General features: G+C 38.1%; 19 protein-coding genes and 1 pseudogene. 13 read left to right on the top strand and 7 right to left on the bottom strand.

Features of this window, described 5'->3' with window-relative positions:
- Window position 1: 1 nt before the first annotated feature.
- Together AN964_RS23890 and AN964_RS23885 are read right to left on the bottom strand one after the other, a co-directional pair.
- Window positions 2–526, bottom strand: coding sequence for an NAD(P)H-dependent oxidoreductase (locus AN964_RS23890; protein ID WP_055742281.1), 525 nt, complete (start codon window positions 524–526; stop codon window positions 2–4).
- A gap of 82 nt (window positions 527–608) precedes the next feature.
- The gene (locus tag AN964_RS23885) at window positions 609–2,042 is read right to left on the bottom strand and encodes an ABC transporter permease (RefSeq protein ID WP_055742280.1); all 1,434 of its coding nucleotides are present in this window, start codon (window positions 2,040–2,042) and stop codon (window positions 609–611) included.
- Between the two features lie 164 nt (window positions 2,043–2,206).
- Between AN964_RS23885 and AN964_RS23880 the strand changes: the two genes are divergently transcribed.
- Window positions 2,207–3,412: a DEAD/DEAH box helicase gene (locus AN964_RS23880; RefSeq protein ID WP_055742514.1), complete on the top strand. Its 1,206-nt coding sequence runs from the start codon at window positions 2,207–2,209 to the stop codon at window positions 3,410–3,412.
- 59 nt (window positions 3,413–3,471) lie between these two features.
- Here AN964_RS23880 and AN964_RS23875 read toward each other — a convergent pair whose 3' ends face one another.
- The 3 genes from AN964_RS23875 to AN964_RS23865 form a co-directional block, all read right to left on the bottom strand.
- Window positions 3,472–4,005: a hypothetical protein gene (locus tag AN964_RS23875; protein ID WP_055742279.1), complete on the bottom strand. Its 534-nt coding sequence runs from the start codon at window positions 4,003–4,005 to the stop codon at window positions 3,472–3,474.
- A gap of 180 nt (window positions 4,006–4,185) precedes the next feature.
- Window positions 4,186–4,638: a DUF2269 family protein gene (locus AN964_RS23870; RefSeq protein WP_055742278.1), complete on the bottom strand. Its 453-nt coding sequence runs from the start codon at window positions 4,636–4,638 to the stop codon at window positions 4,186–4,188.
- Window positions 4,639–4,748: 110 nt separating this feature from the next.
- Window positions 4,749–6,305, bottom strand: a complete 1,557-nt coding sequence (locus AN964_RS23865; protein ID WP_055742277.1) for an ABC-F family ATP-binding cassette domain-containing protein — start codon at window positions 6,303–6,305, stop codon at window positions 4,749–4,751.
- 553 nt (window positions 6,306–6,858) lie between these two features.
- On the opposite strand from AN964_RS23865, the gene AN964_RS23860 reads away from it, so the two are divergent.
- The 4 genes and pseudogenes from AN964_RS23860 to abc-f all read left to right on the top strand — a co-directional run bounded on the left by AN964_RS23860 (window position 6,859) and on the right by abc-f (window position 10,894).
- Window positions 6,859–7,389 (top strand): RNA polymerase sigma factor, encoded by a 531-nt coding sequence (locus AN964_RS23860; protein ID WP_055742276.1) that lies wholly within the window; start codon window positions 6,859–6,861, stop codon window positions 7,387–7,389.
- Window positions 7,390–7,583: 194 nt separating this feature from the next.
- On the top strand, window positions 7,584–8,543 hold the full coding sequence (locus AN964_RS23855; protein WP_055742275.1) for a Gfo/Idh/MocA family protein: 960 nt from the start codon (window positions 7,584–7,586) through the stop codon (window positions 8,541–8,543).
- A 69-nt stretch (window positions 8,544–8,612) separates the two neighbouring features.
- Complete coding sequence (locus tag AN964_RS27400) at window positions 8,613–8,738, top strand: RAxF-45 family protein (protein ID WP_280513094.1); 126 nt, start codon at window positions 8,613–8,615, stop codon at window positions 8,736–8,738.
- 262 nt (window positions 8,739–9,000) lie between these two features.
- Window positions 9,001–10,894 (top strand): annotated as a pseudogene (abc-f, locus tag AN964_RS23850) (ribosomal protection-like ABC-F family protein).
- 149 nt (window positions 10,895–11,043) lie between these two features.
- Here the strand turns inward: abc-f and AN964_RS23845 are convergent.
- Window positions 11,044–11,481, bottom strand: coding sequence for a C40 family peptidase (locus AN964_RS23845; RefSeq protein WP_055742274.1), 438 nt, complete (start codon window positions 11,479–11,481; stop codon window positions 11,044–11,046).
- Window positions 11,482–11,825: 344 nt separating this feature from the next.
- Between AN964_RS23845 and map the strand changes: the two genes are divergently transcribed.
- A complete protein-coding gene (gene map, locus AN964_RS23840) occupies window positions 11,826–12,569 on the top strand; it encodes a type I methionyl aminopeptidase (protein ID WP_055742273.1) in 744 nt (247 codons plus the stop codon).
- 36 nt (window positions 12,570–12,605) lie between these two features.
- Here map and AN964_RS23835 read toward each other — a convergent pair whose 3' ends face one another.
- The gene (locus AN964_RS23835) at window positions 12,606–13,211 is read right to left on the bottom strand and encodes a biotin transporter BioY (RefSeq protein ID WP_055742272.1); all 606 of its coding nucleotides are present in this window, start codon (window positions 13,209–13,211) and stop codon (window positions 12,606–12,608) included.
- Between the two features lie 216 nt (window positions 13,212–13,427).
- Between AN964_RS23835 and AN964_RS23830 the strand changes: the two genes are divergently transcribed.
- The 7 genes from AN964_RS23830 (at window position 13,428) to AN964_RS23800 (ending at window position 22,397) form a co-directional block, all read left to right on the top strand.
- Window positions 13,428–14,306 carry an SDR family oxidoreductase gene (locus AN964_RS23830; protein WP_055742513.1) on the top strand — a complete coding sequence of 293 codons (879 nt, stop codon included), beginning with the start codon at window positions 13,428–13,430 and terminating at the stop codon, window positions 14,304–14,306.
- Between the two features lie 520 nt (window positions 14,307–14,826).
- On the top strand, window positions 14,827–16,158 hold the full coding sequence (locus tag AN964_RS23825) for a polysaccharide biosynthesis protein (protein ID WP_055742271.1): 1,332 nt from the start codon (window positions 14,827–14,829) through the stop codon (window positions 16,156–16,158).
- Between the two features lie 66 nt (window positions 16,159–16,224).
- Window positions 16,225–16,518 (top strand): MafI2 family immunity protein, encoded by a 294-nt coding sequence (locus tag AN964_RS23820; RefSeq protein ID WP_055742270.1) that lies wholly within the window; start codon window positions 16,225–16,227, stop codon window positions 16,516–16,518.
- Between the two features lie 123 nt (window positions 16,519–16,641).
- Window positions 16,642–17,832, top strand: a complete 1,191-nt coding sequence (locus tag AN964_RS23815; RefSeq protein ID WP_055742269.1) for an LL-diaminopimelate aminotransferase — start codon at window positions 16,642–16,644, stop codon at window positions 17,830–17,832.
- Window positions 17,816–19,480, top strand: coding sequence for a thiamine pyrophosphate-binding protein (locus tag AN964_RS23810; RefSeq protein WP_055742268.1), 1,665 nt, complete (start codon window positions 17,816–17,818; stop codon window positions 19,478–19,480). The genes AN964_RS23815 and AN964_RS23810 overlap by 17 nt, the downstream gene beginning before the upstream one ends.
- A 188-nt stretch (window positions 19,481–19,668) precedes the next feature.
- Window positions 19,669–21,171, top strand: a complete 1,503-nt coding sequence (locus AN964_RS23805; RefSeq protein ID WP_205603359.1) for an aldehyde dehydrogenase family protein — start codon at window positions 19,669–19,671, stop codon at window positions 21,169–21,171.
- 68 nt (window positions 21,172–21,239) lie between these two features.
- Window positions 21,240–22,397 (top strand): saccharopine dehydrogenase family protein, encoded by a 1,158-nt coding sequence (locus AN964_RS23800; RefSeq protein WP_055742267.1) that lies wholly within the window; start codon window positions 21,240–21,242, stop codon window positions 22,395–22,397.
- Window positions 22,398–22,453 lie beyond the last annotated feature (56 nt).

Raw genomic sequence — 22,453 nt, 5'->3', positions numbered from 1 at the left:
TCTACCTCCTGAGGTGAGATGTTACTTGAACAACACGTTCTCCTAACGCTCTTCCCAGTGCCTGATCTTGCTCATTTAATAGGGTCGAGCTTTCAATCGGGCAAGATATTCCGACACCATAATAAGAACCGTAAAGAGCGTTTTCCGGTATATTACCTGGCAATCCTACAATAATCATGCCCTGATGAAGCATTGGGGTAATAAGGTTTAGTAATGTTGCCTCTAATCCTCCATGTGTTGTGGCTATTGTACAAAAAACAGCGCCAACTTTATCCACGAGCTTTCCGCGTGCCCATAGATAACCAAGCTTATCAATCCACTTTTTTAATCCTGAACTAACACTTCCAAAATGGCCGGGACATCCCCAAATGATCGCATCCATTTCCGGAAGCGTATGGACATCGGCTTCATCGACATGTTTTACATATACTGTTGCTATTCCCGTTTCTTCTGCTCCACGACCAATCGCTCTCGCTAAAGCTTCCGTATGCCCGCCTTCACTATCGTATACAATATATACTTTCATTTACTATCTCTCCATTACTTTAATGAGTTTCCATACCATTAATAGGGCGTAGATACAGTTTGTTTTTTAAGTCACACTTGTATCACTTATCTTTTTTATGTAAAGATCTTAATGCATTTCGGAACTCATCATCATTCATTTCACGATGTTCTTTTTTTAAATTACGAGCATCTTCTGGATTCCCTTTTGCTAAATTACTTAACGCTTGACGAAACATCTCATCTTTTTCCCCTTTAGCATGGTGCTTCTCTCTTTCATGGTCAGAAGATTTATGAGGAATTTCATTTTCCACTTCTACTTCAATCTTCTTTCCGCTTTCATCTACAACAGCTTCTTTATAATTTTTAGTTAGATTTATAAATGCAATAAGAATCGCCAATGTCAAAATAAAATAGATGGATAGTGCATATAATGCATTCCCCAGTCCTGCTTGCAATCTTCCGTCATAATAGAGTAATGCCCTTATGCCGTCTACAATATATCTCGTAGGTAAAATAAAACTGAACAATCGATGAACGATTGGTAATGTTGATAGAGGAAATGCTCCTCCGCTCGAAAATATCCCCATAAAATTTAATGGGAACATTACTAACATTCCCCATCCGCCTAAAAAAACCGCAATCGTTTTAAATAACAAAAACATGGTAGTAATACTGAAAAAAGTGAATAAAAATATCATCCAAATGCTCGAAGCATGTGCGCTCCCGAAAAGGCCAAATACACCGAGCTGTATCACAATAGAAACACAAAAAGTTAAAATCACACCAAATATTATTTCTGATTGGAGGACTTCAGATTCACTTAATGCAGAGCCCCTATTCTTCAAAGTCCCATTTCCTCGCAAAAGATATCCATGGATCATATTTGCTCCCAACATCCCAGTGATGGATGAAATAAGGGCCATAACAAACGGTGTCATTCCTTTATTAAGATTAACCGGCAGCCCAAGCACATTTTTTGAAATAACCTGTACAGGATTGTCTAATAGTGAAGCATTCTCCGGAGCTACTCTCATTCCTCTTTGTGCTAGTTCATTTTTTAGTTGACTGCTAATTCCTTTAGAAGCAGTTAAAGCGACGGTTTGAAGGGTATTACTCGCAATCATGGATGCCGTTTGCCCAATCCCTTCATTCAATAAAACTTCTAATTTTGCGGGTTTACTATTGCTAATACCTGATATTAGTGTGTCATGTACATTGCCTAGTCCTTTTGAATAGTTAGAAGGAATAATCAATGCGCCGTATGCTTTGTTATTTCTTAAATCCATCAATGCTTGTTTCCTGCTTTTATCGACAACCCATTTGAAGGAATTTCCATTTTGCTTCTCGATAAGATTTAATAATATAGCATCACCAACTTTTCCCTTATCTTCATTCACGATAATGAGAGGAACATCAGACATATTTTGTTTTGCGCCTTTGAAAATTGGCAGATACACACATACCATGACAAGCATTAATAATGATATTAACCAAATAGGAAACCAAGAGGAGCTTAATTTAAACAATTGCTTCACGATTCCATTCCCCTAACAACGGATATTTTTTCATTTTCATTATGTCCATATTAGTGTAGATTATGAGGACGAATAAAAGGATAATGAAAGTTAGGGGTTTGTCTTGTATTGGAACATTAGTGTATGATAAAGCATATCAAGTTTTTGAGACAAAAGGAGTCAGCATATTGAACGGAAATTCAAGTTTAGAATCATATCAATCTTTTATAAAAAAGAATTGGGAAAAAGCCGGCTTTAAGAATCCAACGGCGGTTCAAGCGGAAGCCATGCCGCACATTTTAGAAGGCAAGGATATTATTGCAAGCTCACCGACTGGATCAGGAAAAACGGTTGCTTATTTACTTCCATTGCTGCAACGAATCAACCAGGAAAATAAAGGAGTTCAAGCTGTTGTTCTTGCTCCTTCAAGAGAATTAGTGATGCAAATCCTTGAAGAAATTCAAAAATGGACCGAAGGAGCAGATATTTTAGCGGCTTCTTTCATTGGAGGAGCCAATTTAAAACGTCAGCTTGAAAAATTAAAAAAGAGACCGCAAATCGTTGTTGGCACACCAGGTCGTATTTATGAACTTATCACGCAGAAAAAGCTAAAAATGCATGAGGTAAAAACAATTGTATTGGATGAAGGCGATCAATTGTTGCTGCCTGAATATAAGCAGGCTATCTCTGGAATAGTGAAGTCCACATTAAGCGATCGGCAGCTCCTTTTATTTTCTGCTACCGTATCACCGGAAGCGATTGAAAAGGCAACGGCGATGATGAAGAGTCCAGAATTTATTAATATTACCGTAAAGGAATCCCCAAGTGTGGAATACCAGTATTTTTTAAGTGATGCACGGGAAAAAATCGATGTACTTCGTAAGCTAAGTGCAGCAGAAAGATTTCAAGCTCTTGTTTTCGTAAGGGATATTGGAAATCTTTCTGTATTAGCTGAAAAACTGCGGTTTAAAGCAATGTCAATTGGGGAACTGCATAGTGATTTGAAAAAGGAAGAGCGGGCAAAAGCGATAAAATTATTCCAGCAAGGTGACACACAATTTTTACTCGTTACTGAGGTGGCAGCTAGGGGATTGGACTTACCTGGATTGACTCACGTTATTCATTATGATTTTCCGGAAGAACTATCCCAATTTGTTCATCGCTCCGGACGTACCGGCAGACTTGGATCGACTGCAGGAACCGTAATATCCATTGTTACAGAGCGGGAGGAGAGAAAGCTTAAACAGTTCTGTCGTGAACTGAATGTGGAAGCTCACCAAAAGGCATTGGTTGGCGGCAAAATAGTGGACGCTAAAAGTGGAAGTGATCGCTTGAATCAAAGAAGCGGAAGGAAACCCGAGAATCGTAAACAACAAAGAGGAAAAAGGTAAGCAATGTCTCCAACACAAAAAATCAGCCATCTCCTGAGATGGCTGATTTTTTATATTATTTAAGAATTCACATCATTATTTAAACTAGCCTTTGCAAGACCTACGCTTTGTAATAACTTACCTAATGCGTCATCTGCTGAAGAAAACTTAGCGTTAGCAGCATCTAATGATGGTTGATCTTTTTTTAATTCATTTGCTTTTAATTGGTATGTAGCCTCTAAATCTTTTAAAATAGCTTCAAGATCTGATTTTTTGTCCTTTAATCCAGATGGAATCTTCAATTCTTTAATATTGGCTTCAACATTTGGTGCTACAGCCGCAGCTTTTTCTTTTAAACTTGCCAATTCATCGGCAGATGGCTTTGGATCTGCTGTTAATGCTGATTCATATGCATTGATGTCTTTGTCTGCAGAGTTAATTTTATCCACTAGATTCATATAAAATTGCATCATATCTGCTTTTGCATTTGCTGCTGTTTCCGTTTTATTGCTGGTAGTCTTTGAGTCTGATTTAGTAGAATCACTATTAGAACAAGCTGTTGTAAGCGCCACCACAAGTGCTAGCCCTAAAGCGATTAACCATTGCTTTTTCATATTGTGCTAAACCTCCTGTTGCATTGTAAATCAAATTTTGTCTCGCGATATGTATATTAGCATGCAAAAATTGCTAAGTAAAGGAAAATTACATCAATACTAAAATGTTATAATAATATGAATAAAAGTAAGATTTTGTTATTGTGAAAAATAAAAAAGCGGGTATATTTACCCGTAATCTCAAAATGGTTTTATCGTCATTAAGATGATTAAAATGATTGCTGCTCCATGTATAATCCAATTAAATGGACGTAAGCCACTGTTCAGCACTTGATAAGCCTCCGGAATGTCTTCTTTATTATGCTCGGCAAGAATTTGTTCCATTTGTTTTAGTCTTTTTGGAAGAATACCGGCAACAATCGGCTGTACAAGTATGTAAATAACAAGAGAGGCAATATACCAGCCATGTTTGAATAGATCGAGGTTGAGGAATCCAAGTATAAGTCCCGTTAGAAGAAGAACGATACTTCCATATTTAACCGGTTTCTCAATATGTTTGTTCAAAAGCAAGGCAAATTTAGCTTGTTCCACAGTTTTAGGATATTTAATCACCAATGGCATTGCAAAGCTTGCACCTAATCCGGCTACCGCAGCAATAATGTGAACGAGCAATATAAATCCATAAAATGTCATTTATACACCTCCTTTTTCCTGCTTCTCAGACTAATTATATAGAGCAGAATGAACAATTAGAATATTTCATTCATAAAAAAAGTTCCCCGTCAAAACAGGGAACACCATGATTAAAACACTTTAGTTGTCCATGATTCACAATTCCATACATCTGTAACTACATCTTGATAAAACTCAGGCTCATGGCAGATAAGCAGAATGCTTCCTTTGTAGTCCTGCAAAGCACGTTTTAACTCATCTTTCGCATCAACATCGAGATGATTGGTCGGCTCATCCAGTACTAAAATATTTGTTTCTTTATTAATAAGCTTACAAAGCCTTACTTTAGCCTTTTCACCGCCGCTTAGCACTTCGACTTTACTTTCGATATGCTTAGTGGTTAAGCCACACTTCGCTAATGCCGCACGAATTTCGTACTGTGTAAAGGAAGGAAAATCATTCCAAACATCTTCAATACAAGTGTGATAGTTTGCTTGTTTTATTTCCTGTTCAAAATATCCAGTATATAAATATTCCCCTAATTGAACAGAGCCGGAGATTGGATTAATTTCCCCTAAAATACTTCTTAATAAGGTTGTTTTTCCAATGCCATTTGCTCCGACAAGTGCAATTTTTTGCCCGCGTTCCATCCTCAAATTAAGTGGTTTAGAAAGTGCTTCATCATAGCCAATTACAAGGTCCGATGTTTCGAAAATCAACTTGCCGGAAGTTCTTGCTTCTTTAAAACGAAATTCCGGTTTTGGCTTTTCGGCGGCAAGCTCAATAATCTCCATTTTATCAAGCTTTTTCTGGCGGGACATTGCCATATTGCGGGTAGATACCCTTGCTTTATTGCGTGCAACAAAATCCTTAAGCTCGGAAATTTCTTGCTGTTGCTTTTTATACGCGGCTTCAAGCTGTTGTTTCTTCATTTCATGTACCTTAAGAAAATCATCATAATCACCAACATAGCGGTTTAATTCTTGATTTTCCATATGGTAAATAAGATTAATAACACTATTCAAAAACGGAATATCGTGGGAAATGAGAATAAACGCGTTCTCATATTCCTGCAGATAACGTTTTAACCACTCAATATGCTTTTCATCCAAATAGTTGGTCGGCTCGTCCAAAAGAAGTATATCAGGTTTTTCTAGAAGCAGCTTTGCCAACAGGATTTTTGTTCTTTGTCCGCCGCTTAATTCCTGAACATCACGTTCTAGGCCAATATCATCCAATCCAAGACCGCGGGCAACCTCTTCCACCTTTGCATCAATGACATAAAAATCATTATTTGTTAAGGTTTCTTGGATATTCCCGACGTCTTCAAGCAATGCTTCGAGTTCTTCTGGTGTTACTTCTGCCATTTTGTTATATATATCATTCATTTCCGCCTCAAGATCAAAAAGGTATTGAAAAGCCCCTTTTAAGCAATCGCGAATAGTCATTCCTTTTTGGAGAACTGCATGCTGATCAAGATAACCGACGCGTACCTTTTTCGCCCATTCCACTTTTCCTTCATCAGGCTGAAGCTTACCGGTCACTATATTCATAAACGTAGATTTTCCCTCTCCATTTGCACCTACTAGTCCGATATGCTCTCCTTTAAGCAGCCGGAAGGAAACATCATTAAATATCGCACGGTCGCCAAAGCCATGACTTAAATTCTTCACAGTTAAAATACTCATATTGTAAATACACCTTTTTCCGTTAATTTTTGCCGCATAAAAAAATTATATCTGAGAGATACATAGTATTGAAGTAAATTTTTTTTGAAATGAATGTAAATATTGGGCATGAATAAACCATTGCATCAGCCTTCTACGTCTTAAGTCTTATATAAAATTCCATCTGTTATCTCATGATAAAAAAACTTGTGGATGATAATGTAAATTTCGAAACAAAAACTGTAGGGTTTCTATTTTTTAATACGTTTATTATTACGAGCAGGAAACTAGAGTCGACAGTTAAACTTTTTCTAAACAAAAATTAAAGAAAACTTAAGAATCTTTTTTTTCTATTTTAAGTTTGATTCCATATAATGAATGGGAAAAGCGGAGACGCCTTGCTCATCGGTGTACGGATTAGTGAAATTTAAAATGCCAATTGCACCTTCGCAGTCATCAAAATGGATACCCGCATACGTTAGAAAGAGACAAATGTTTGTAAATAACTTAAAATGATTATAAATGAAACTTCCTTATTTTTAAAGATATGGATAATTTAGGAGAGAGTGAAAAAATGATTGCAGCAAATCGTAAACAAGATAATGTGATAGATTTAGAGGAATTTATTCAAACACACGGAAAAGCACTTCTGCATTATATATATTCTATTATGAAGCATTGGGAGATGTCTGAGGACATTTACCAGGAAACATTATTATCGGCTTTTATCCATTATAAATCCTTTGAAAAAAGAGCATCTTTGAAAAACTGGATATACAAAATTGCACAGAATAAGTGCAAGGACATGTGGAAAAAAGAGAATGTTAGGAAACGATATATTAATAATCAAACCATGGAACAAAACGAAGTTATCCTCCATGATGAAACGGAAAATACTGTAATGGAAAAATGTCTTCATGAAGAATTGATGAAAAAAATTAATGAGCTTCCAAATCGTTATAAAAACCCTATTTTACTTTATTATTTTCATGATTTCACGATTATGGATATTTCGAAAAATAGCGAGCTGCCTATGTCCACTGTGAAAACTCACTTAAGACGTGGAAAGGAAAAACTGAAAGGGAAGGTCGCTAGTATTAATTAAGGCTCTTTTCTTAAACTATGTTTTATTGGAAAAATATCCTTAATTCGGTTAAGAATGAATAACCTTTTTAAAGAAAAAGTCTTCATTAGGATTTATCATATATGAAAAGAAACAATCTAAACGGAAAATCAGTCTTCTATAAAAAATTTGACCTTTTGAAAGAGTCAGACAATAATAAGGGAGGAGGTGCAATCATGGAGAAATTAGTGAACGTCGGAATTGTCGGATTGGGTGCAGTAGGGGAGAGACTATTACATCAGTTTGTTAAACATCCGAAAACAATTGTTGCCGCAATCTGCGATACCAATACGTCGCGATTAAACGAGTTACAGGCAAAGATTGATAATGTGAATATATATACAAATTACAACGAATTAATTTCAGATCCTTCTATTAATCTTGTATATGTGGCAGTTCCGCCTAAGTTTCATCATCGGGTCGTAATGGAAGCTGCAAAGGCGGGTAAGCATATTTTATGTGAAAAGCCTTTAGCAAATTCATTAGCGGAAGCGGAAGAAATGGCTGGTGCAGTAGAAAATGCAAATATAGTAAACGCTATTAACTTTCCGTTACCATATAGCAATGCTGTTCAAACATTTAAAGCAAAATGGGAAGCAGGCGAAATTGGAAAATTAAAACGCGTAGAATTAAAAATGCATTTTCCCCAATGGCCGCGCGCGTGGCAGCAAAATCCTTGGATAGCCGGAAGGGAACAAGGCGGTTTTATTCGTGAAATAACGCCTCATTATATTCAAGTGATGGAAGATCTTTTTGGAGAAATTACATATGAACAATCTTTTATTGACTACCCGGATAATCCAGAACAATGTGAAACAGGTGTTATTGCAAAATTAAAGCTTCAAGATGGTATCCCTGTTATCATTGATGGTTTAAGCGGAATTGGAAGAAAAGAAGAAATATCCTTTAAATTATATGGTGACAAAGGAACATTGGCTCTAAAAAATTGGGGTCAGCTTGAAGGGGAAACAAACGAACAATCTGCCTTTCCAATTGAAGCGATTGAAAATAATGAGCACCAAGATCTTATTTCAGAAATAATCAAGGCGATGGAAAATAAGCAATCGAGACTAGTTTCCTTTAAAGATGGGTATAATGTACAAAAAGTATTAGAACAGATTTTGCAGCATGTTTAAAAGAAAGCTTGCAAAAAGTGTTCGAAAAAATTAAAATAATAATAATACAATGAAAGGTGGTGTATTGAGATGAATCAAGCTGTTTTTGTGCGCGGGCAATGGATGGAACACCTGTATATTTGCCGTGCAATTTTTCATGCTGTAGCTGCTAACGGGAGTAGTATGCCCATTTTTAGCAACTGCATATGGAAATGAAAACGGTGAGAAAATCTCTATAACCACTTTTGAATAGTTCGGTAAAAAGGGAGGGCTTCTTGCTCTCCCTTTTTTTGCACCTATTATGTTTATAAAATGGAAACATAATTTTTGAACTAAAGCCATGGGATTTTGCTTTCCTATGGCTTTTTTGTGTTTGAAGTACGGAAATAAAAATAGGTAAGTCCACATTCCAAACTAGGTTATAGAGATTGCTCAAGTGAAATATGTGCATATTTTTATGACAAAGGAGAGAATGCAAATGATTGTTTGCAGTATGAATGAAATTAGTAAATCCTATGGCGGGAGTATGATATTTGAACATTTATCCCTAGAAATAAATGAGAAAGATTGTATTGGCTTAGTCGGACGCAACGGAAGTGGAAAGACCACCTTGTTAAAAATTATGGCCGGCATAGAGATGCAAGATTCAGGGCAAGTTCATTGGAAAAAAGGCTTAAACATTGGCTATTTAGCCCAGATTCCAGATTACCCGGCCGATATGTCGGTTGAAAATGTTTTAAGGACGGCTTTTCAATCTCTTACAGATATTCAATCCAAAATGACAGAACTGGAGGTAAAAATGGGAGGTGAAAATGATCCTAATACATTGCAAAAGCATATGGATATGTATGGAGAATTGCAGGATCATTTCATTCGAAATGGAGGATATGAAATAGAGTCCAACATTGATCGAGTTGCGAATGGATTAAATATATCCAGTTTACTTTCTCAATCTTTTAATCAGTTGAGTGGAGGAGAAAAGACGAAAATTGGATTAGCCCTCAACTTATTAAAAAATCCTGATTTGTTATTGCTGGACGAACCAACCAATCATTTAGATCTTCAAGCAGTAGAATGGTTAGGGAGTTTTTTGCGTGATTATGGCGGCACTGTGGTTCTAATATCTCATGATCGATATTTTTTAGATGAGGTTGTAAACAAAATTGTTGATTTAGAAGAAGGGGAAATCCATATTTATCACACTAACTTTTCAGGGTTCGTGAAGGAAAAAGAGGAAAGACTGCTCATTGAATTCCAAGCATACCAGGAGCAGCAAAAAAAGATCAAAAAAATGAAGGAAGCGATCAAACGGTTAAAAGAATGGGCAAATCGTGCAAATCCGCCGAATGAGGGTCTTCATAAGCGAGCCCGAAATATGGAACGTGCCTTAGAAAGAATGGTTAAGCTGGAAAGACCAATTTTAAACCGAAAAAAAATAAATGTAGATTTCGATAGTGCAGATCGGAGTGGAAAAGATGTTATTTCGCTAAAGGAGGTAGCAAAATCCTATGGTGGAAGGAAGCTATTTGAACAAGTCAATATGCATATTCAATACACGGATAAGGTGGCAATTATTGGTGAGAATGGCGCAGGTAAATCCACCTTAATAAAAATGATGCTTCAAAAAGTGCAACCGGATAATGGTGAAATAAAGCTTGGCAGCAATCTCCACATCGGCTATTTATCCCAGCATGTATATGACAGCGGCCAAAATCATACGGTTATAGAGGAATTCCGCAACGAGATCCATGTTACAGAGGGAGAGGCACGCCATATATTAGCGAGATTTCTTTTCTACGGTCATTCTGTCTTTCGCAAAGTAAATCAGCTAAGTGGGGGAGAGCGCATAGGCTGCGCTTGGCACAATTAATGTACAAGGATATTAATCTTCTTATACTGGATGAACCAACGAATCATTTAGATATAGATTCCTGTGAAGTATTAGAGGAAGCATTAGAAGAATTTAATGGAACGATTATTGCCGTCTCCCATGATCGATATTTCTTAAATCGTTTATTTGAAAGAATATATTGGATTAAGGATCAGTCTGTACACCGCTTTGATGGAAATTATGATTGGGCAAAGGGGAAAATGGAGGAACTTCGTCACCGCCAAGAATGGAAGGTAAAACAATTGCCTAAAACAAATTCAAGGGAAAACGTTAAAAAGCCGAAGTGAAAATAGAAGAAAATATAACGTTTATCCTCGAAAAGGAAATAGAACAAATTGAGTCTTCCATTAGTGCTATTTTGAAGCAAATGGAAAAGGAGAGGGAGATACAATTATTACAGGAACTTCATCATGAAGCAAATAGGTTGGAATTAAGAAGGGATGAAATATACGAAAAATTGGAAAAAATAGAAGGAGATTAATGGATGCTGACGGGGAAACCTGTCAGCTTTTCATATGGATCTTTAACTATTATGATGGACATTCCGCCGGACAGTATACGTTGGCTATAAATTATGTCTAGCCTTACAGACAAAAAAAGCAGCACTGAAGCTACTTTTCTTTTAAATTATTAAATTCTTTTTGCTCCAATATATCTTGTTTTCCAATAAGTACAGTTCAAACAATCAATTTTTACTCCATTTGAAACCGAGTGAATAACTTTATTGTTACCTATGTATATCGCAACATGAGAGACTTTTTTTGAACCAGTATTAAAAAACACAAGATCCCCTGGTTTTAAATTTGTTTTACTAACCTTTTTACCTCTTTGAAACATAGCATCCGCTGAATGTGGTAAATTGACTCCAATTTTTTTATAAGAATAGGAGACAAATCCGGAACAATCGAAGCCCGTTGGCGACATTCCACCATATCTGTAAGGAGTTCCTAAGTATTTTTTTGCTACATTAATAACTTCCGTAGGGGAAGCTGCTGCAGCTTCATTTGCTGGTAGTAAAAATACGATTCCTAATAACAGTGTAAGCAGAAGGGATGCGATCCGTTTCATTTAGCAAGGTCACCTCATGTTTAATTTATGTTTAGCGCTAGCAGCTTATCCGCCAGTGGATGAGTTGTGTATAATAGACAAAAGAAATATATTTTCTAGCAATTTCGGCATAAAACTTATTTCCTATTTGATATTTTTAATATATCAGAAAATTGTCGAAACTTAGGTTACAGTTATTTTAAAAAGTATTACAAATGTATTACATTCCGTTACAAAAGATAGATGAGAGATTTTGAAAAGCAAAACTTTTTTCCTATATAATAGAGAAGAATGAGTATCCATATGTAAAAAAGCATGACAAATTGCTACAATATCTTCATCGATAGAAACAGGAGGACAGGTAAATGATTGTAAAAAATGATCAAGATTTAGAAGGGTTAAAAAAAATAGGCAAACTTGTCGCAAATATACGTGACGAACTGAAAAAACAGGCAAAGCCTGGAGTCACCACGAAGGAACTCGACGAAATTGCTGGGAAGCTCTTTGAAGAAAATGGAGCCATTTCTGGACCAAAAGGAGAATATGATTTTCCGGGTTATACTTGTATCAGTGTGAATGATGAAGTTGCACATGGGATTCCGAGCGATAGAATCTTGCAAGAAGGCGATTTAATAAATATAGATGTATCCGGCTCTTTGAATGGATATTACGCAGATACAGGCATTTCATTTGTGGTAGGAAATGGTGACCCAAAATTACAAGAACTTTGCGATTGTGCGGAAAGAGCTTTTCAGAAGGGACTAGCAAAAATTAAAGCTGGGACAAAGCAGAATCAAATTGGCAAGGCTGTGATGAATGAGGCCAAAAGAAGCGGTTTTACCGTTATCATGAATTTAACTGGACATGGGGTAGGAAGAGCTCTTCATGAAAAGCCTGATTACATTATGAACTACTTTGAGCCATGGGATAACGATTTATTAAGAAACGGGATGGTCATTGCATTTGAGCCGTTTATCTCTACTGGAGCAGAAGAAGTAGAAGAACAGGATGATGGGTGGACATATAAAACACCTGATGGAAGCTTTGTTGCACAGGTGGAGCATACTGTTATCGTTACGAAGGATAAGCCGATCATTTTAACTTTATAATAAAAAAGGAAGGAAAGCTCCTTCCTTTTTTACATATTAAGCACTTTTTTGTTGGTTTACTGTGTTAGATTTTTTCAGTTTCACCGTTTTATGAAGGCGATATGCCATAATTCCCGCGAAAATAGAAAGAATCATGTCTTTTGGCAGTGGTGGGAGCATCCATGCCCATGCCATTTTGTAAGTGAAACCATCTGGTGCTGCTGCCCAAAATTTATAAGCAAAATACATCCAGTTTGTCCCAAAAAGATAGTTAATAATCGTTCCGATTAGTGCTGCTCCAATATATACGGACAATTTTTCAGCGGACTTTTCTACGATTTTTCCTGCAATAAAAGCTAATAATATAAACGAAACGATAAAGCCGAAGGTAGGAGATAAGATAATGCTTGGTCCGCCTTTAAACCCGGCAAATACGGGAGCACCTACTAACCCCACAAAAGCATATACAGTCATGGAAATGGCACCTAGCCGACTACCTAATAATACCCCCGCCAATACCGCAAAAAAGGTTTGCAAAGTAATCGGGACACCTCCAATTACTAAAAATGGAACTAGTGATGTAAGGTTTGCACCAATCATTGTTAAAGCCACAAACATAGCAGCATAACAAAGATCAATTGCCCGTAATTTTTGCTTTCCCATTTAGATTCCCCTTTTCTATGTAGTAATAAAAGAATAATAGATTGTTATCTAATTTGTCAACTTAAAAAATATTAAGGTTAACAATGAAAGGTTATCTTTAAAATCAAATACACCATTTTTTTGTTGGAGAATACACTAAAGGGTAAATGCCTAATCATGAGGTGAAGCATTATGTATCGAATGTATCCAGTGTATCCAATATATCCGTATTATCCGATGAGGATGAGGTCTCCAAAAAAGCCAAGAAGATTTCCTCCGCAGCACCAGGATAAACAACCCGGTATAGAAGGTTTAATGAAACCGAGGCCGATTATTGAAAATGATCAATATAAACCAGGCGGAAAATTAAAAGGGAAAGTGGCGATTGTCACAGGCGGAGACAGCGGAATAGGAGCGGCAACTGCTATTGCCTTTGCAAAAGAAGGAGCGAACATTGTTATTCCCTACTATTATACTTATGAGGATGAAGATGCGCTTCGAACGAAAAGAAGAATTGAGGAGTTAGGGCAAAAGTGCTTGCTCGTAGTGGGTGATTTAACAGATGAAAATCACTGCAGAACGGTTGTAGAGAGAACCATTAAGAGATTTAAAAGGCTCGATATTCTTGTGAATAATCATGGCGTTCAATATCCTCAAAAAAGCCTTTTGGATATAACAACGGAACAATGGGATCATACCTTTAAAACAAATATTTATAGCTTCTTCTATATGGTCCGGGAAGCGCTTCCTTATATGAAAAAAGGCAGTACCATCATTAATACGACATCCGTTGTGGCATATGAAGGAGAAAAAACATTAATAGACTATTCCTCCACAAAGGGAGCTATTGTCTCTTTCACTCGTTCTCTTTCTCAAAATCTAGCAAAAAAGGGGATAAGGGTTAATGCTGTTGCACCAGGACCAATCTGGACACCACTCATTCCTTCCAGTTTTTCAGCAGAAAAAGTAGCAAAATTCGGTTCAGATGTTCCAATGAAACGGGCTGGCCAACCATATGAACTCGCTCCAGCTTATGTCTATCTTGCTTCTGATGATTCAAGCTATGTGACAGGACAGGTCATTCATGTTAATGGCGGCACCATGGTTAGTTCCTAACAGGTACAAAGGAGATTCCTTTGTGCTTTTTTCTTTAAATTGTGTATTAGGTCCTGCTTGACTAAGTCTGCGGAATTTTTTCTATTATAGTCCTGAGTCCCTCTGTTCAGTGGTGTTTTCGGTCCGTTTACCATCTATTTCGTGCCATTGGGGGAAATACCAAGCTAACTTTTCAGTGTAAACCATCATACTTTTTAAAAATGATAATATTATGTAAACTAGCTGGTTATAAAAATATATTTGAATATAAATCTATCAAAAAAATGTTATCAAATTGCTCGTTTTGCATCTATTTTTATCATAGAACGAATTAATAGTTTCAAAAAAAATAAATCTTTACATATATTCCGAGGACTTGTCTCATATCCTTTAATATGGCTTTTTTCAAGATTCTGTTTTTCTTAGGAAAATCCTAAAAGCAGTATGTTTGTGAGGAATCTTTTCTTTAAAAGTACCCATCATATTTGAAAGTTTTTAAGAAAAGATCCTTAATTGATAGCGTAACAAAAGGAGAGACAGTATGCGTTCTTTTTTTAAAGGAATATTTGTATTAGCGGTTGTGGCCTTTTTGGGAGAGTGTATTGAGTTTTTAGTTAATATGGTACTGGCAAAAGAGCTTGGCGGCGTCGGGATGGGATTATACATGTCCATTTTGCCGTTAGTCTTTTTTGTGGTGGTATTAGCCAGTATGGAGCTTACCGTTTCTATTTCAAAATATATTGCGGAAAAAGAGGAAAAATATCATGCTAGCATGCTGCGGCACGGAATCCGATTTTCCGCTTTTTTTACAATCGTTTTAACAATTGTCACCATTTGTGTGCTGCCTATTATTCCAGTCTTCAATCAATATCATCCCTATATACGGCTGCTAGTTATTATCTTGATACCGATTACCTCGTTTTCATCCATCGCTCGAGGCTATTTCATGGGTGTTCAGCATATGGGGAAAATTGCAGTTGCAAATTTCACACGAAAATTTGCTCAGCTGATATTGCTTGTTTTGATTTATCATTTATTCCAATTTGATCTTAACGTATCCATTTTAATTGCTTTATGTGCTTTGGTCGGAAGTGAGATCATTGTTCTTATTTACCTGTTGCAGCAATTTTATGTGCAAATGAAGTATATGAAAAAAAATAAGGGAAATATCCGATTAAGCGGAAAGAATGTTCGAAAAAGCTTGCTGTCTGTATCCTTACCGACAACAGGAATGAGAATTTCCCACTCCATTGCACATGCTATTCAACCATTTTTAATTAAGGCTGCATTGGTGAAAGCCGGGTTGACGGGAACGGTTGCATTGGAGCATTTTGGTATTGTAACGGGTGTAGCTTTCAGTATCGGATTTTTTCCTGCATTTATTGCACATTCATTTTCAACGGTACTTATTCCGACCGTCTCGGAGGCGTATGCCAAAAAGGATTTTGTAAGGCTGCAAAAACTTTTGCAACAAATAATGTTTATGACATTTCTCTATGGGGTGCCAGCGGTCATTATTTTTCACTACTTTGCAGAGCCCTTAACTCATTTGTTTTTTAAATCAGCATTGGCGCCCCTTTATTTACAGTTATTATGGCCCTATTTCCTCTTTCATTATTTTGTCATTCCTTTACAGGCTTTCTTAATTGGAATAGGGCTAATAACAGATTCTCTCATTCACTATATTTGGGCGACGATTGTTATGTTTGTCATCATGTATATCTTAGGATCCAATCCTCATTATCAAATGATTGGAATTATCCTTGCCATGAACACAAGCTCCTTATTGCTAATGCTTTTGCACTATATTACCATCTGCAGAAAAATTGGTGTAAGCATCATTTTACGAAAGCCCATCAAACAATCCTACTAAACTAGAGGAAAAATAGTCTATCTACGAGAATTATTAAGTTAAATCCAAATTGTACAGGTGATGAATATGTCCATTGATAAAGATGAGCTGCTATTATCTGCCCAGTCAGCATTAATCGGTTCAATACCAAAAAAATTAAGAGGCCTCACCGTCAGAAATGACTATAATTCCTTGCTTTGGGTTGCATATTTTGATGATCAACCAACTGAAAAAGAAAAGGGCATTTTAAGCAAGGCATTTCACGAGGTTGCTTCCAAATATCCAAGCATCCAAAGCACCAGGGAAGAATTTGTATTCATTCCAACATCGTTCCGCATTGATATGTTGGATTATTGGGTCTTTCTTAGATGGGAGGAGTAAACACGGGGACGTTTCTCTTGTTTCTTAAGAAACAAGAGAAACGTCCCTTTGTTTTAGTCATATATGAAACCTAGTTTCATATAATGAAATGACAGGAAAAGGAATGGAAAGGGGGAACGGGTAATGGCTTTTGTTTCGAAGCGTGTGCAGGGACTGCCGCCGTATTTATTCTCCGTCATTGATGAAAAGAAAAAGCGGCTTCATGAAAAAGGAATGGACATTATTGATTTAGGAATTGGGGCTCCAGATTTGCCGACACCCGATTTTATTGTGGAAAGACTTACAAAGGAGTTAGCCAATCCGCTTAATTTTAAGTACTCAGGATATGCAGGATGCCAAGAATTTCGCGAAGCAGTCGCCTTATTCTATAAAAATCACTATCAAGTCGATTTAGATCCCGATACCGAAATTTTAACTCTTATCGGTTCCAAGGAAGGCATCGCTCATATTGTTCCGGCAATGATTGACCCTGGAGATGTTGTCTTAATCCCTGATCCGGGCTATCCGGTGTATCATACGGCTGCCTATCTTTCCGGTGGGGAGTGTGTAGATCTTCCGCTAATTCCGGACCAAAACTATCGTCCCGACTACTCAAAGGTATCCAATCAACATAAAAAACAAGCAAAGCTCATGTTTTTAAACTACCCTGGCAATCCAACTGCAGCGACGGTGGAAATCAATGTCTTAGAAGAAGCTGTTCATTTTGCGAAGGAACATAAAATTGGTATCGTCCATGACTCTGCATACAATTTAGTAACCTTTGACGGATATAAAGCACCAAGCATTCTCCAGGTTCCCGGCGCAAAAGAAGTCGCAGTCGAATTTGGTTCCTTATCCAAAAGCTTCAATATGACAGGCTGGCGGATTGGGTACGTGGTTGGTAATCGAGATATTATCCGTGCTCTATCCATCGTAAAAAGTAACACGGATACAAGCCAATTTCTTCCGATTCAAAAAGCAGCGGCAGAAGCATTGAAAAGTGATTACACTACCGTTGAACAAAATAACCGCATCTATCACGAGCGCCGTGAAAAAGTGGTAGAAGCACTGCGAAACATTGGAATACAAGTAGAAAAACCAAGAGGCTCCTTTTTCATATGGGCACCCGTTCCGAAAGGATATTCCTCTCAAGAGTTTGCCGAAAAAGTCCTCGAAGAAACAGGTGTGATTATAACACCCGGAAATGCATTTGGGCGATCAGGAGAAGGATATTTTCGCATCGCCTTAACCGTCCCTTCCGCACGGTTAACAGAGGCAGTGGAGCGAATGAAAACTCTAAAACTAGAGGTGAAGGCAAATGTCTCAGATAGCTGAAACACAAGAAATGAACGGGGCACAAGCAATAACGGAATGTTTGAAAATTGAAGATGTCGTAAAAGTGTTTTGTGTTCCTGGTGAAAGCTATCTTCCATTGCTTGATGCTATTTACGATGAACCGTCCATTGAATTAATAACGGCTAGACATGAAGGCGGGGCGTCTTTTATGGCGGAAGGATATGCAAAGGCATCGAAAAAGCCCGGAGTGGTGATGGCAACACGTGGAGTTGGTGGGGCAAATTTAGCAATTGGAGTACATACTGCATATCAGGACTCCACCCCGATGGTCGTGTTTTTAGGACAGGTGCATAGTAAATTTCGCGGAAGAGAGGGATTCCAAGAGGTTGATCTCGATCAATTCTTCGGGCATATCGCTAAATGGACCGTCGAAATTAAAGATGTTGACCGGGTTCCAGAGCTGGTCCAAAGAGCTTTCCGAATAGCTCAATCAGGCAGGCCGGGTCCTGTTGTCATCTCATTACCAGAAGATTTACTCAAGGAAAAAAGCAAAATGACCTTTCACCCGAAGGTGCAGAAACCGAGGCCGTCCCCTAATCAAAATGAAATAGATGAAATGCAAATGATCCTGCAAAAAGCTAAACGTCCACTAATAATTGCTGGCGGGGGAGTCATTTCTTCGGAAGGGGAACAAGAGCTCCTTGAATTTGTGAAAAAGTTCCATATACCAGTGATGGCAGCTTTTCGTCGGCATGATGTGTTTCCAAATCATCATCCCTTGTACGCAGGACATTTGGGGCTTGGAACACCCAAAGATGTGTTAGCAACGACAAAAGAGGCAGATGTCATTTTAGCAATTGGAACAAGACTTTCAGAGGTCACCACACAAGATTATTCCATAATCAGCCGGGACCAAGCACTGATTCACATTGATATTAATGATCAAACATTAGGGAGGGTCTTCCAGCCTATGCTAGGCATCGTTTCAGATGCAAAGGAGGCCTTAATCTCCATGTTGTCCATAGATATTCAACCCGAATGGGAGGAATGGGCGGAGAAATGCAATCAAAGGTATCATCAAACTTCAGAAATAAAGAGAAAAGCAAACAGTGAAAAGCTAACAAATGAGGATGTCATCTATCTGCTGCAAAAACTGCTGCCAGAGGATGCAATCATTACGAACGATGCGGGCAATTTCGCTGGATGGCTCCATTTATACTATCCATTTAAACAAAAGAAAACCTATATAGGCCCAACCTCAGGTGCCATGGGATATGGTTTGCCGGCAGCCATCGGAGCGGCTATAGCCCTTCCTAATCGATTGGTAGTGTCTCTATCAGGCGACGGCGGGATGATGATGACGGTCCAAGAGCTAGAAACGGCTGCACGCTACAACATACCCGTGATTAGCCTTGTATTTAATAATCGCATGTATGGAACGATTCGGATGCATCAAGAAATGAATTATCCGGAAAAAGTGATTGGCACCGACTTAGGAAATATTGATTTCGCTGCGCTGGCTAAATCTCTAAATGCTAACGGAGTAAAAACTACTACGGCTGCTGAATTTGAAGAAGCAATACGCTGTGCGATGAAAGCTAATTTACCGACGGTCATTGAAATAGAAATGGATCCGGAACAAATATCCGTATCCAAAACAATTCAGCAAATCCGTTTGAAAAAATAGAATGGCTCTATTTTTGAGTTTGTAAATTGTTATAAATCCCAAAACAGATTTAGTTTCGGGCATCTATTCTTATAGAGGTTTATCATTTTTAATCTTATAAATGTTTCCGTGTACAAAAACAAACAGAGTTTACGACTCTTAAAACAAATGAAGTATTTCCAAATGTTTATAGAAAGGGGTCACAATACATGACTAGAAAAATAACAAATGGTATTACGGTGGATAATTTTATAGATGGTGAGTGGGTAGTATCAGAAAAGGAACAGTATGCTCCAATTAAAAATCCTGCGAATGGTGAAACACTTGGGGAAGTTTTATTATCAACGGCTGAAGATGTGGATAAGGCGGTTGTCGCTGCGAAAAGAGCCCAAAAGCAATGGGCACTAGTTCCAGCACCGCAAAGGGCGGAAGTTCTGTATCGTGTTGGGTTGCTGTTAAAAGAACGTAAGGAAAAACTGGCGCAGATTTTAACGATGGAAATGGGAAAGGTGATTGAGGAGGCTCGCGGAGAGGTACAAGAAGGAATCGATATGGCCTTCTATATGGCAGGCGAGGGAAGGCGATTGTTCGGAAATACGACTCCTTCCGAATTGAAGGATAAATTTGCGATGAGTATTCGTGTGCCAGTTGGAATTGTCGGTATTATTACACCGTGGAATTTCCCGATTGCGATAGCAACGTGGAAGTCGTTTCCTGCTATTGTGGCTGGGAATGCTGTGATTTGGAAGCCTGCAACGGAAACACCACTGATGGCTAGAGAATTGATTAATATTTTTGATGAAGCGGGATTGCCAAAAGGAGTTATCAATCTAGTTTGTGGATCTGGCTCCAAAGTAGGGACAGCGATGGTAGAGCACCCTGATATTGATGTTATTTCCTTTACAGGCTCTAATGAAGTTGGGCGGACTATTGCTGAGAAATGCGGAAAAACACTAAAAAGAGTTTCCCTCGAAATGGGTGGCAAAAACGCCATTATTGTAATGGATGATGCAGATTTAGATTTAGCGGTTGAAGGAATTTTGTGGAGTTCCTTTGGCACCAGCGGTCAGCGGTGTACAGCCTGCAGCAGGGTTATTGTTCATGAAAAGGTAAAAGAGGATCTGGAGGAAAAGCTTTTAGAACGGATGAGATATTTAAAGATAGGTGATGGCTTAGACGAAGGAGTAAAAATCGGTCCTGTTATTAATGGAAATGCTCTGCAAAAAATCCATGAATACGTTCAAATCGGCAGAGGAGAAGGAGCGGTTTTACTAGCAGGAGGATATATTTTAAACGATGAAGAGCTCGGGAATGGTTATTACTACGCACCAAGCGTTTTCACGGATGTGGAGCCGACAATGAGAATTGCTCAAGAAGAAATTTTTGGTCCCGTTGTGTCCATTATTCCGGTTAAAAGCTTTGAAGAGGCAATTGAAGTGAATAATAGTGTTACGTTCGGACTTTCTAGCTCTATTTTTACAAGAGATATAAATAAAGTTTTCGCTGCACAGCGTGATCTTGATACGGGAATCGTCTATGTGAATGCAGGTACAACAGGAGCGGAAATTCATTTGCCTTTTGGCGGAACAAAAGGTACTGGAAATGGCCACCGAGATTCGGGTGTCGCCGCATTAGATGTGTTCACAGAGTGGAAGAGTGTCTATATTGATTTCAGCGGCAAGCTGCAAAGGGCGCAAATTGATAATAACTAATCTTCATAAATTCTTGGGGTCGAGTGTGAATCCGGCCCCAGTAATCGAACTAAGAAAGGGGAATAATCATGAAAATAGCAGTCTTAGGCGCAGGTTTAATGGGAAAAGAAGCGGCACGGGATTTAGTTAATAGTCAAGGGGTCGAAACCGTTACCTTGGCGGATGTGGATATTAAAAGAGCTGAAGCGGTTTGCAGTCAACTGAAATCTGCCAAACTATCTCCGGCGTATTTAGATGCAACCGATTATGAACAATTAAAAAGCTTTATTGGAAACTATGATGTGATTATTAATGCACTATTTTATTCTTTCAATGTCAGCGTAGCAAAAGCAGCTATTGAAGCGGGAGTCCATTCAGTAGATTTAGGCGGCCATATTGGTCATGCAACAGATCGTGTACTTGAGATGCATTATCAAGCAAAGGCAGCTGGTGTAACGCTTATTCCTGATTTAGGTGTTGCTCCTGGGATGATTAATATTCTTTCCGGTTATGGGGCGAGCAAACTGGATGAGGTAAAATCTATCAAACTATACGTTGGCGGAATCCCGGTACGCCCTGAACCTCCGCTTGAGTATAATCATGTCTTCTCCATGGAAGGAGTTTGTGACCATTATACAGATCCGTCTTTAATCATTCGAAATGGTATTGTACAGGAAATTCCTTCTTTATCGGAAATTGAAACGGTATATTTTGAAAAATTCGGTCCTCTAGAAGCATTTCATACAGCAGGAGGGACATCTACATTATCTCTATCCTATCCGAATCTTGAAACACTTGAATATAAAACAATCCGTTATCCTGGCCATGCCGAGAAATTCAAGCTTTTAGTAGATTTAAATTTAACTAGAAATGATTATACAGTAGAGGTAAAAGGACAAGAAATTAAACCGCGCGATGTTCTGCTAAAAGTCTTGGAGCCGATTGTCGAATTAGGAGAAAAAGATGATGCTGTTCTTTTAAGGGTTATAGTTGAAGGAACGCAAAATGGCAAAAATGCCAAATATGAATACGAATTGACTACTTATAAGGATCGAGAACATCAAGTAACAGCAATGGCACGAGCGACTGCAAACACGATATCTGTCGTCGCACAAATGATAGGGAGCGGCATTATTACGCAAAAAGGTGTATATGCTCCGGAGAAAATCGTTCCTGGTGATGTGTACATCCAAGAAATGGCGAAGAGGGATGTTCATATAAAAGAATTAGAGACTATCGAAAAATAAAATTAATAATGACGCCTTGCTACAGCGCCTATCGGCTAGCGGATTTCTCCGTCTTC

This window comes from Heyndrickxia shackletonii (genome assembly GCF_001420715.1).
Lineage (GTDB): Bacteria > Bacillota > Bacilli > Bacillales > Bacillaceae_C > Margalitia > Margalitia shackletonii.
This window is presented reverse-complemented; position numbering and strand designations above follow the sequence as displayed.